The following is a 12,467-nucleotide window of genomic DNA, read 5'->3' as shown; positions in this document are numbered from 1 at the left end:
TTTCCCAATTGACAGCACGGAAGAGGGTGTGATTGAATAGAGTAACACTATTCAAGGAGGAGCTCTAACATGTCAACTCATGGCGGAAAACGAGAAAACGCAGGCAGACCCAGTGGTCAGGGCAAATTTGGCGAACCTACCAAAGTCATGCGCATACCCGAGAGCCAGACCGGAACCGTTAAAAATTTTCTGGAAGCGCTGCAGCGCAAGCGATCTCAGGCAGGAAGTGACTCTGCGGTGACAGAAATCAATGTGGACGAGTTTTTTACCCCGGGCATTCCCGAACAGCCCACGCTGCTGCCTCTTTTTTCGACCAAAGTTGCCGCAGAGTTTCCGAGTCCCGCTGATGATTATGTCGAGAAAAGCCTCGATGTCAGCGAATTTCTGATCGACCATGCAGCCTCGACCTTTTTTGTGACGATCAAAGGCGAATCGATGATCGATGTCGGTTTGCTGCCAGACGACAAGGTCGTAGTTGATCGCTCCAAAGCCCCTGTGCTGGGCGATATCGTACTGGCCGTGGTCGATCGGGAATTTACAATCAAAATTTATGACTATGGTGCCAATAACATGCCGCGGCTGATGCCGGCCAATTCCTCTGGTGCCTACAGACCCATTTACATTCGCCCCGATATGCAGTTTGAGATCTTTGGTGTGGTGATCGGGTCGTTTCGGCGGTTTAAGTAGGTTATTTCAGCATTTTGCACAGAAACTCTCATTTGCTTGATCATTGCCTTGCCAGGATTAACCTATGCCCCATCGCGCCATTGCGCTCATCGACGTCAACAATTTTTATGTCAGCTGTGAGCGCGTGTTCAACCCCCACCTGGAAGGCAAACCAGTCGTCGTGCTATCCAATAACGACGGTTGTGCGGTAGCTAGAAGCAATGAAGTCAAGGCGCTTGGTGTCAAAATGGGACAGCCGTGGTTTCAGCTCAAAGAGCTTGCGCGCAAACATAACATTATCGCTTACTCGTCCAATTACACGCTCTATGCCGACATGAGCAACCGCGTCATGACGATATTGAGCATGTTTAGCCCGCGCCAGGAAATTTACTCGATCGATGAATGTTTTTTGGATCTGACGGGATTTCAAAATCTAACGCCATATGGCCAGGAGATTCGCCAGACCATCAAACAATGGACGGGCCTGCCGGTGTGTGTCGGGATTGCATCAACCAAGACCCTGGCCAAGCTTGCCAACCACATCGCCAAGAAATTTGCGCAACTCGATGGGGTATGCGATTTCAGCAATATGTCTGCGCTTGAGCAAGACATCTGGTGTAAACGAATCGAAGTAGGGGAGATCTGGGGAATAGGGCGGCGTCTAGCGCCCAAGTTGCAACAATATGGTATCCAGACGGTATATGACTTGAAATGCGCATCTCCAATCATCATGCGCAACAAATTCTCTGTCGTGATGGAGAAAATCATCCGCGAACTCAACGGTATCTCTTGCATAGAACTGGAAGAAGTCGCGCAACCTAAGAAGGAAATCGTCTGTTCCCGATCATTTGGCGTGAGGGTCACGCAATTAAGTGAATTAGAAGAGGCTGTATCTCTTTATATGCGCCGTGCAGCGGAGAAACTGCGCCGTCAACGATCCTATGCCGGCGTGGTATCCGTATTCATAAACACCAGCCGATTCAACAAACCGCAAGAAAACTACTGGAATGAAACGACAATTCCGCTGCCAACTCATACTGACAGCACGATTCTTTTAACAAAAACCGCCCTGTGGGGTTTGAGAAGAATATATCGCTGGGGATTCGAGTATCAAAAAGCAGGGGTTCGCCTATCCGGGCTGGTGAATGCCCAAACAAAGCAAGCCGACCTGTTTGGATTGCTTCCCAAGGGCTACACCTCGCAAGAATTGATAGCAGTCATGGACAAGATCAACAACCGTATGGGGGGTGGCACGATTCGCCTGACATCGGAAGGTATCCAGCAGAACTGGATGATGAAGCGGGAGAAAATCAGTCAGGAGTATACGACTAACTGGGATGAACTTCTGAGCGTGTCCTAGATAGCTAACATTGAAATCAGAATAGCCTGGATCGGGCTGTTCTATGACGCTGATTCAATTCATATCTCACAAGATTTTTAAACAATGCCAATTCAAAACATTTTAGAAGGTCAAGTCAAAGATCTGGGCGGATTTTCTGTTCGGCGAATTTTGCCAAATGCCAAACAACGCATGGTAGGGCCATGGATATTTTTCGATCACATGGGACCGGCAGAATTTAAGTCTGGCGAAGGGATCAATGTAAGACCTCATCCTCATATCAATCTTGCAACAGTGACTTATCTCTTTGAAGGAGAGATACTACACCGCGATTCTCTAGGGAATCATCAGTTAATTCGCCCTGGAGAAATCAATTTAATGGTTGCAGGCAGCGGAATTACGCATTCTGAGCGTGAGAGCGATGAAACGCGCAATACGGTGCATAAACAGCACGGATTGCAGCTCTGGCATGTTTTGCCCGAAAAAGATGAAGAAACAGCCCCAGCGTTTTATCACTATGCGTATACGGATCTTCCCGCAGTGACGGTTGACGAAGTTGTAGTGCGTGTATTGATGGGTGACGCCTATGGGGTCACTTCACCCGTTATTAGCTTCTCTGAGATACTGTATATCGAAGCACAGCTACAATCTGGCCAGATACTTACATTACCTCAAACTGCTGAAGCAGCGCTATATGTTGTGGAGGGCAAGGTGTCTATACAGGATAACGAGTTACAGCAATATCAAATGATGACAATGGATAATGCTGGTGAATTGACGGTTACTGCCACCCAGGAGTCACGAATTGTTGTGATTGGTGGTGAGCCGTTAGGTGAGCGGCATATTTACTGGAATTTTGCTTCAAGCCGAAAGGAGCGGATTCAGAAAGCAAAACAGGACTGGCGTGAAGGGAGATTTGCCAAAGTAAAGGGTGATAAAATTGAATTTATTCCTTTGCCGAGTAATGACTAAAGTGATTTTTCAAATTGAGTAAGCTAAAACTCCGGAAATGTAAGTAAGCTTTTTGATGGTAGGGCTCATTTTTCTCTAAGACTTAGAAAATTAAAACTCTTTCACGTAGAATCAATAGTTAACTAATTAATTTTCATAAATTAACATGAAAGCAGTTATTTATTTCACTTAGGGATTATTTTTTAATTACTCATGAGGATTATTATGGCAGATCCAGTGTTTACTTTAACTACAACCAATCCATTTGGGCTGCGCGATTACGGCGATGCTGGCTGGTTTTATGTTAATCCCGTCTTTGCTGATATAAATGGTGATGGCGCTTTAGATGCCTTTGTAGGTGAGTACGATGATGGCTTGGCGTTTTATTGGAATATTGGCACAAGAAATAGTCCGAAATTTGATTCTCCAGTTTTAAACCCGTTTGGAGTGGGTCTTGTACGTGAGTACGCTCATCCTACATTAGTTGATATAGATGGCGATGGGGATTTAGATTTATTTGTGGGTAGAGGTGGCTATTATCATTCAGGAGAAAAATATTTTTTTGAAAATACAGGCACATCGACCATTCCAGAATTTGCTGCATCAATCATTAATCCATTTGGCCTAGTTTACGATGGCTACCGTGCCAGCCCCTCCTTTGTTGATATCGACGATGATGGCGATCAAGATGCCTTCGTGGGTGAATCGGATGGCAATACATTGTTTTTTAGAAATACCGGTACAGCTACTAATCCAGTATTTGCCGCTGCTAGAATTAATCCGTTTGGATTAAGTGATGTAGGATTCGACGCTAATCCAGCCTTCGTAGATATCGATGGTGATGGCGATCAAGATGCCTTTGTTGGTAAAGAGGACGGCAGCACAACGTTTTTTAGAAATACAGGCACAGCCAATAACCCGGTATTTGCCGCTGCCCACACTAATCCATTTGGATTGATTGATATAGGTTTGGAATCTAGTCCAAGCTTTGCAGATATTGATAACGATGGTGATCAAGATGCCTTTGTAGGTGAAAGGGGTGGAAGTATATTTTTCTTCGTAAATGGTGGTTTATTACTCGTTAGTACATCAGGAGACGATGAATTGACTGGCACACCGTCGCTAAAAGATGAGGTCACCTATGCTAACTCCTCTGCTGGAGTAAATGTTTCTTTGCTGATTACAGTAGGGCAAAATACCATTGGAGCTGGACGAGACACTTTAGTTGATATCGAAAATCTGACGGGTAGCAATTTTAATGATGATTTGACCGGAAATGAAAGTAGTAATGTTCTTAATGGAAGAGCCGGTAATGATATCCTCAGAGGATGGTCCGGCGCAGATACCATGACTGGTGGATTGGGTAATGACATTTTTTTTGTTGAAAATATCGGAGATAAGGTCATTGAGAAACTCAACGAAGGAAATGATAATGTAAATAGCAAATTGACTTATACATTGCCGATTAATGTCGAAAACCTCACTCTTAGCGGCACTACGATAATTAATGGAACAGGTAACGGATCGGCTAATGTGCTAATAGGAAATAATGCAGTCAATCAGCTAACTGGAGGAGGGGGAAACGATACTCTTGATGGAAAACTTGGTTCTAACAAACTTACAGGTGGTTTGGGAAATGATTTTTTCCGATTTTCTACCAAAGGTCACATTGATACGATAACGGACTATAACGTAACCAATGACACGATTCAGTTAGAAAATGCTGTATTTTCAGCATTAACAACTCCAGGCATCTTAGCGCCCGCTCAATTCAAGGTTGGTACTCAAGCAACAGATGCAAATGATTTCATCATTTATAACAAAACAAGCGGTACTTTGGCTTATGACGCTGATGGTAATGGAGCAGCTGCTGCCATTCAGATTGCGAAAATTGGAATTGGATTAAATCTAACCAATGCTGACATTATGGTAATTTAATAAGATTTTGCCCATACCAGGTCTAAAGTATCTATTTTATTTAAGGAAACGCCGATTAATTCATCGCACCCCAAGAGCAAAGTGAGCAGTTTAGAGATATTAGAGTCGTACAATTATTTATTGATTATTAACTAGCAGGATTGAAATATTTGGCATACTCACGATTAATGCCGCAAACTTGATCTGATAAAAACTATTAATGACATCACTTTACCTTTCCCGTCTCAAGCCTGATGAACGTCAAGTGCTGATTGCCAAATTGCATTCTTTGCAGCATGGCAATTGCTTTATATGTGAGCAAGCAATAGATCTGGAAATACATAAGGACTTTCTTGATGTTGATCACGTTGTTCCACTTAATGATCGGGGCAAAGATGATCCTGTTAATTTTGCGTTGACCCATGCTAGCTGCAATCGTTCAAAGCAGGCATCCAACCTTGAGGTTGCACGAGTGTTGCATCGCTTCAAACAACTTAAAGAGAAGCTGGCTAACGAAAATCGAAGTCCGAACCTAGGTGACTTGCTGCAAAATGCCAGCGGTGGTAATTACAAACTAGATTTCAAGTTATCAGAGAATATAATAACTTACAGTATGGGGGAGCTTGGCGATAATTCGCTCCATTCCCTGCCGGTATACCAAGATGAATTGAGTGGGTTCCGTTTCTTTTTTGCTAATATTCCGATTCAGTACCTTGCGCATGACGATCATATTAATCCACGTACTATTGGGCCCAATATCTCAAAGCTGGTAGAAGAATTCTACAAAAAGCGGCCGCAGCTTCATGTGCCGCTAGCTTGGATGAATAGTGAAAGTGGCAAAAGCGCTATACATGTTTTTGATGGTCAACATAAAGCGGCTGCGCAGATCATGTTGGGAGCAAGAGCATTACCTGTTCGAGTATTCATTGACCCTGATCATGATACGCTGATCACAACCAATACGAATGCGGGTACTACGCTCAAGCAAGTAGCTTTTGATAAATCGGTTCAACGTCATCTTGGAAGTTCTCTATATCAAGATCGTATTCAGCGTTTCCTGAAAGAGACGGGACGGCCAGAAGATGATTTAAGTTTCTCCGAACGCGACTTGGTTAATCATTTTAAGGGGCAATCGAAAGAAATCAAACGCTATATTCTTGATGCGGTTCGTAATGGTGTAACATCAGATTCTGGTAATAGGCTTCGTGACTACATAGATTTGGGCGGACGAGGGAAGGAATCACCATTGTCATATAGCACAATAGAGAAAACCTTCTATTCTTTTTTTATATACCAAGAAGTGTTGGATACACCCATCAATTTCCGAGCAGAAGAGGGTGAGAATCCCCGTATTGTTGAATGCAAGCAGATTCTGCACCTAATGAATTTAATCGCGGAGCTGATTTATATTGACAAGTTCGATCCGGAGGTTGGCACTGACAAAATTGAAAGCAAACTACAGAAAGGTGAAACCTTCGCGCACGATCATCTACGAGCGTATCGTATGAGCAAGGAGGAAATTGTTTATAACTGGCTTCAATTGGTTGGACAGGTTGCACGAACATACTTTATAACATTGGGAAGGCCAGATCCTATGGGACGATTATTCCAAATTCCATTTCCTGATCAAGTTTGGGAGAATATCCGAAAATTCCTTGAGAACCTTATGGCTATGCCGCTTTGGGTGAACACGGACCTTTCGGATACAGTGTTCGGCGGCAAACAAAATAATGGTTTTTGGAAAACTGTTTTTGAAACAGGACGAACGCCCCAGGGCATGACCGTGTTGGCGCAACCCTTAAACCTTATCGAGATGATTCGGTAATAGACTGATTGAGTATTATGGATACCTTGTTTGCAGAGACCAACAATGCTTATTTGGTTTGTACAAAAGCTCTATGAAATAAATTGTTGAACCAATCCTTCAAGTGTCATATTTTGTGCGATTGCGTTATGAGGGATCAAAACATAGCGCCAAGGCTTGCCACCATTGGCTATGGCGTAGTCAGAAGCATTCTTGCACCATTTGATAGCAGCTTCCTTTTTTGCCATAACGATCGGATCGGTCATTTGATTACTAGCCTTTGGTTCAAGCATGATGATCGCATTATTAGTTTCAGCAACAAAATCCGGCTGATATTCAGGATGATCAGCTCCTTGCTTGTAGAAAATCTGGAATTGTCCCTTTGCCGGTTTAAACCACTTGATAGCATCGCGGTCAAGAATGACTGCCAACACACGCTCTGCATCTGAAGCAAACTTCTGTATGGGATACAGGCAACGTGTAAAACCGCTGAAAACGTACTTTGACATATTGCTCTTGTCGGCGGGCGAGACACGGTAATCCGCCGCTGGCTCATTGACCGAATAGGTGTATGCGCTGGGCTTGAGTTCAACATATCCCTTGCTCACCACCACCTCATAATCCACCGTTTCTTCCCAGCTATGATCTTGCATTTGTGCATGGATAAAGCGTGCAATGTCACGCTGATAGCAACGCAAAACCTTACGTGCTTCATCCTCAGACAAATAACTGCAAAAATGCTTAACGGTCTGCGCAGCCAAGTCATACAACAAGTCTGCTTGATCATCGTAAGAAACATCATCAAAATCCATCAAGCCGCTGACGACATAATCTTCTATCCGCTTTTCTTCAATACCGCCAGCGCCCAAAGTCATTTCATCTCGCTGACTGGTACGCAGGTGCTGTATCCATAGTTCATCGGACACCGCCGGATATTTTAATGTATCTAATTTCAGAGTAAATGGTCTAAAACCAGCTTTCACTTCTCCCTTGGGCACGACTAGAATACGTGGAATATCAATTGTCTTCCGGGTAACTAATTCGACCGTTTTAGCCACAACGGCTGCAAAATCCGGCAATTCTGTCACTCCTTCGAGTTCCAACTGTATGGGTCTATGTTGTTCTTGCACTGCCTTAACGATAGCAGCCTGAACTTCCGGGTTTTTCAAATGCGCTAATGTGGGCACAGCCCTCGGCTGATTTTCCATTTTGCGGATTACCTCAAACGCAATTTGTGCCACTTTTTGCTCTTCTGGTTTGGTGAAAAGAGGCTGCACATTTTGCCCCGCAATTTGTGTACTGGCATTGATATCAGCTGGCTTTATGCCTAATTGGGCAGCTACTTGGGATTGAGAAACAATAGTTGCTGTCTTTTGATCGAGTTCATTATTATCCAGCACCACTGCCTTTAGATGAATGGCGGAATCAGGTCGGTTTGCTTCGTCGATTATTTCCTGAAACTTGTCATGGGCCACGATATTCAGCCTATCAACCGCCGTTACACCCGTGCGTTTACCATAAGGCAGCCGTAAACCACGACCGATGGATTGTTCAATCAGGGTACGTGCATTGGCAGCACGCAGCGGCACGATAGTATAGAGATTGGTTACGTCCCAGCCTTCTTTCAGCATATTGACGTGAATGACGATCTCAGTCGGCTCTTCAGGCTGTTCCACCTTCAATAGCCGCTCGATCATTTCTTCTTCATCCACACCGGTTCGGCTCGAATCAACCTGAATGACCTTGTCTTTGTAGCGCCCTTCGAAGAAACCATCGGACTGGATCAACGCCAATAACTGACCGGCATGGGTCGTATCTCGGGCAATCACCAGCAGGAATGGCTTAACAATAGGATCGCTGGTTTCTCTGGCGTAAGTTTCCAACTCGACTTTCACGCTCTCGTGCAGGCGTACACCGTCTTCCAGCTTCATCCGTTCGATTTCTTCTAACGACATACCAGCCGGATTAAAATTCTTGCGCGTAACCACGGCGGGTTCTTTCACAAAGCCATCTTCCATCGCCTTGCCCAGCGGATAATCCACGATCACATTCTTGAACGGTACAGCTCCTTTGGTGCCTTCCACGAACGGTGTGGCCGTCAACTCCAACCCCAGAATCGGTTTCAGCTCGTTAATTGCCCTGATGCCAGCACTGGCGCGGTATCGATGCGATTCATCCATCAAAAGTACCAGGTCGGGTAGTCCGGCCAGATAATCAAAATAGCTTTCGCCGATATATTCAGATAATCGTTTGATACGCGGAGCTCTGCCACCACGTACCTCAGAATTAATTTTTGAGATATTGAAGATATTGATACGTATGCCGCCGAATAGCGTACCACTTGACGGATCATGCTGATTGTAATTGTCACCCGTGATAATGGCAGGTGTATCAATAGCAAATTCCGAAATACCCTTGAACACATACTTCGGATGCGTGCGGTCACTGAAATCCGTGATCAGTTTGTTGTAGATCGTCAAATTAGGTGCCAACACAAAGAAATTGCTGATGCCGTGCGCCAAATGGAGATAACTGATAAATGCACCCATCAAACGGGTTTTACCGACACCTGTAGCCAGTGCAAAGCACAGTGACGGAAACTCGCGTTCGAAATCTGTGACGGATGGAAATTCACTACGAATAATCTCCAGTGTTGCCAGAAGATCTCTGTCTTTTCTTGGCGGAGCAATCTCAGTGATTCGATCCAGAATTTCCAGCGAACGGCGTTGCGGCGCACGCAAACTCAATCGTCCGGCGATGGCGTTGACATGACGATTCATCGTGGTTTTTGTTCTCCGCTTGGCTTTATATGCACACATTTGCCATCGCGCAAAACAACAAGTTCAGTATTCGTGCTGGCTGCTAGTTGTCTCGCCCGCAGAGCAGCGCGGCGGATTGCAACCAATGAACCCGCCAAATCTGGATCTTTTGCCAACTCAATACTTTTTTGGTTCATGACTTTTCTCCCCAATTAATCAGCACCGGCTCATCGCCTGCATTGTCATACAACGCCCAAGCATCCACTTCATCACGATAAACTTGTTCAAAATTTCTTAACCCCGCTGCAAAACGTCTACGGATAACTTCACTCGGCACATCATGACCCCCCTGGCGCACACGTTCCGCCACACGATCAATGGCCATTTGTGAATTCGGCAACGACAAGAAAAACAGCGTGACATGATAACCAGCTTCGCGCCAGCGGCGAATCCGGTGCGCATAAGTCAACCCAGAAAGCGTAGTCTCAAAGGCAAAACTTTCACCGTGTTCTTCAAGCTCTTTAATACTTTCCAGCATAATACGGGCTGCCTTCATTGCAGCCACATCCGGTGCAAATGGCGACAAACCCGCCGCGATCAAATCAGCATTTACGAACTTTGGGCAACCTGCTTCATTGGGCAAAAATTCCCGGGCGAAAGTCGTTTTTCCAGCTCCATTTGGCCCGGCAATAATGATAATTTTCTTCATGACAAAGACCAACAGGAAAAAATGGGATGTTTGAAGTTTTCACTCACTTGCAGCGCAATTTTTGAATAAACTGGCGCAGGTGATTTAACAGTTACCGCAGAATGATCTAATTTCTTCACAACAATCATTCCATTTCCTCACCAAACAACAACCTGCCTTGCACAGAATTCGCGGCATTTTGTCCTTTGGTTCTGGTTTTCTCTTTTTCAACTGAAGGAGGAGCTTTGGGAAGATTTTCAACTCGTAGCGAATAATCATCGTGCCCCCATTCACAACGTGACAGCACCTGCTTAGGGATTTTCTTCACGGTGAGATTCAGATACTCGCCACGGCCACGAAAAGCAGTACACAATACTAATAAACTTCGCTCCGATCCCACTTCATCGGAAAGCTGCTGCAACTGTTCGTGGTTCAGGTTTGCCGTGGTGACGTAGATAAAATCCCGCTCGGTGGAATGCCCGTGTATCCAGTAATGCACTCCAGAAGGTGCATAGGTGAATCCTTCCAGCTTGCATAAGGCTTGCGCCAGCATCTCAGCGTTGTATTCCTTGTTGATGACCCACTGCCCGTAGGCATCCTGCTGCAACAAGCTGGGTGCGAGTTTGTAATAGCGGAAACCGCCGCCGCCTTGCCAATTTACTGCTTCGCTAATGCCACCTTGGTCTTCGCCGTCAATAACCTTTTGCAGGCGCGGGATGATGTGCGTGTGGCAATGATCACCCAGCTCCACCATGATCCAGCGGCGGCCCATCTTGTGCGCGACCGCGCCGGTGGTGCCGGAACCGGCGAAGGAATCGAGGATGAGGTCGCCGGGGTTGGATGCGAGTTCCAAAATGCGATAGAGAAGTCTTTCAGGCTTTGGCGTATCAAATGATTTTTCGCCTCCGAATATTCCTTTAAGCTCAGCACTCGCGTTCCGTGTGCTTCCGGCAAAATCGTACGGCCACCATGTCTGATTTACCACGCCCTCTTTAACTTCCGACAGGTACTTCTTTTCCATCGGAAACTCGGAGTTGCCATCCTTTCCCCAGTAGATTCTTCCTTCCACTTCCAACTGCTTCAATTTATCTGGGGGTCTCCGCCAACTGCTGCCTTTGGGAGGCCATACCTCTCTACCAGCCTTGTTGCGTAGCGCGTAATAGTCACGGTCGCGATGCTCTGCCCGAGTCAAGGGTGTGCCGAGCCAAGGGCCATTGGGATCATTGTCGGGATTTTTGTATGTTGCAATTTGTTTTTCATTCCGACTCAACAGATTTGGGCTAAACGCTTCAGATTTCCGATAGGCAAGTATGTGATTGTGCGTCTGTGCAATACCAGTGCTGTTATTGCCTGGCGTGTCCTTTGACTGCCAAACTAAATTCGCCAAAAATTCGCACCGTCCGAAAATTTCATCGCATAGCACCTTCAGGTAATGCGCTTCGTTGTCGTCAATTGCAATCCACAACGAACCATCATCAGACAGCAACCGCCGGATAATCTCCAGTCGGTCGCGCATTAGCGACAACCAAATTGAATGTTCCACTCCGTCATCGTAATGGGTGAATGCGCTGCCGGTGTTGTAAGGCGGATCAATAAACACGCATTTCACCTTGCCAGAATACTCCGCCTCAAGAGCCTTCAATGCCAACAGGTTGTCACCAAAGATCAGCCGGTTGTCGAAGATATCGCCATCCGTCACCCGATGCTTCGCGTGATAACTCTTCGCCGGGTCTTCCAGCAAGATACGCGGCTCCAGCTTAGGCCGATTCTCTTTGCCAATCCAGGTCAGTTCGAGTTTCTGCTTCATGCTTTAGTGACCTCAATATCGCTTCCATCTGTGAATGAGTCACCCATCATCATCCTGTAATGTGCATCATGCCCAGATTTCTCGAAGATCGCTTTGAAGACTTTCAAGTAGGAATCAACCATTGTTTCATCAACTGTAATGTAAAGGTCGTCATGTGCGTAATGCGACCCATCATGTACCCACGAGCAGAGTGACTTGCAGATAATCTTCTCTCTTCCTTCGAACATTGCACACAGATGATCAAAATCAATACCCCCTAGAATTTTGAAGTAGTTTTCGAGAATACGGCGAAGCGTGTTTTGTATTGCCAGATTTGAGCGTCCAGATTTTCGAACTTCTGCCCACAGCAACTCATATGACGTTTTGATGGGGTTGGTCGAGTGCTTCTCGACCTTTGAAGCCAACCCTGGCTTGCGGACGATCCAAAATGTTTCTTCGTTCATGGCTACATCTTTTCGCTTAGGATTGTAGGTGACTTCCTTGTGGAAGTAGACATTGTGCGTGAGAACGAATATTTGCTTGATGTGACCGCTTCC

10 protein-coding genes are annotated in these 12,467 nt (G+C 45.6%); 5 read left to right on the top strand and 5 right to left on the bottom strand.

The annotated features are described in order from the left end of the window. Positions 1 to 69 precede the first annotated feature (69 nt). The 5 genes from R2083_RS15140 to R2083_RS15120 all read left to right on the top strand — a co-directional run bounded on the left by R2083_RS15140 (position 70) and on the right by R2083_RS15120 (position 6,698). Entirely contained in the window at positions 70 to 687 is a 618-nt protein-coding gene (locus tag R2083_RS15140; RefSeq protein WP_317539022.1) for a translesion error-prone DNA polymerase V autoproteolytic subunit, read from the top strand. A 64-nt stretch (positions 688 to 751) separates the two neighbouring features. Next, positions 752 to 2,026 (top strand): Y-family DNA polymerase, encoded by a 1,275-nt coding sequence (locus R2083_RS15135; RefSeq protein ID WP_317539021.1) that lies wholly within the window; start codon positions 752 to 754, stop codon positions 2,024 to 2,026. Positions 2,027 to 2,110: 84 nt separating this feature from the next. Next, the gene (locus R2083_RS15130) at positions 2,111 to 2,977 is read left to right on the top strand and encodes a pirin family protein (RefSeq protein WP_317539020.1); all 867 of its coding nucleotides are present in this window, start codon (positions 2,111 to 2,113) and stop codon (positions 2,975 to 2,977) included. 204 nt (positions 2,978 to 3,181) lie between these two features. Then, the gene (locus R2083_RS15125) at positions 3,182 to 4,894 is read left to right on the top strand and encodes a calcium-binding protein (RefSeq protein ID WP_317539019.1); all 1,713 of its coding nucleotides are present in this window, start codon (positions 3,182 to 3,184) and stop codon (positions 4,892 to 4,894) included. Between the two features lie 199 nt (positions 4,895 to 5,093). Further along, complete coding sequence (locus R2083_RS15120; protein WP_317539018.1) at positions 5,094 to 6,698, top strand: HNH endonuclease signature motif containing protein; 1,605 nt, start codon at positions 5,094 to 5,096, stop codon at positions 6,696 to 6,698. A gap of 71 nt (positions 6,699 to 6,769) precedes the next feature. On the opposite strand, the gene R2083_RS15115 is transcribed toward R2083_RS15120, so the two are convergent. From R2083_RS15115 to R2083_RS15095, 5 genes are all read right to left on the bottom strand, one after another. Further along, positions 6,770 to 9,457 (bottom strand): DEAD/DEAH box helicase, encoded by a 2,688-nt coding sequence (locus tag R2083_RS15115; protein WP_317539064.1) that lies wholly within the window; start codon positions 9,455 to 9,457, stop codon positions 6,770 to 6,772. After that, on the bottom strand, positions 9,454 to 9,633 hold the full coding sequence (locus tag R2083_RS15110; RefSeq protein ID WP_317539017.1) for a hypothetical protein: 180 nt from the start codon (positions 9,631 to 9,633) through the stop codon (positions 9,454 to 9,456). Before R2083_RS15110 ends, R2083_RS15115 begins: the two co-directional genes overlap by 4 nt. Continuing rightward, on the bottom strand, positions 9,630 to 10,145 hold the full coding sequence (locus R2083_RS15105; protein ID WP_317539016.1) for a zeta toxin family protein: 516 nt from the start codon (positions 10,143 to 10,145) through the stop codon (positions 9,630 to 9,632). The genes R2083_RS15110 and R2083_RS15105 overlap by 4 nt, the downstream gene beginning before the upstream one ends. Positions 10,146 to 10,269: 124 nt before the next feature. Beyond that, positions 10,270 to 11,931, bottom strand: coding sequence for a site-specific DNA-methyltransferase (locus tag R2083_RS15100; protein WP_317539015.1), 1,662 nt, complete (start codon positions 11,929 to 11,931; stop codon positions 10,270 to 10,272). After that, positions 11,928 to 12,467, bottom strand: a 540-nt coding sequence (locus R2083_RS15095; RefSeq protein WP_317539014.1) for an AAA family ATPase, incomplete at its 5' end; no start/stop codon positions are given. The genes R2083_RS15100 and R2083_RS15095, both read right to left, overlap by 4 nt.

It is taken from the genome of Nitrosomonas sp. Is35, assembly GCF_033063295.1.
GTDB lineage: Bacteria > Pseudomonadota > Gammaproteobacteria > Burkholderiales > Nitrosomonadaceae > Nitrosomonas.
The sequence above is the reverse complement of the archived record's forward strand: the minus strand, read 5'-3'. Positions and strand labels throughout refer to the sequence as shown.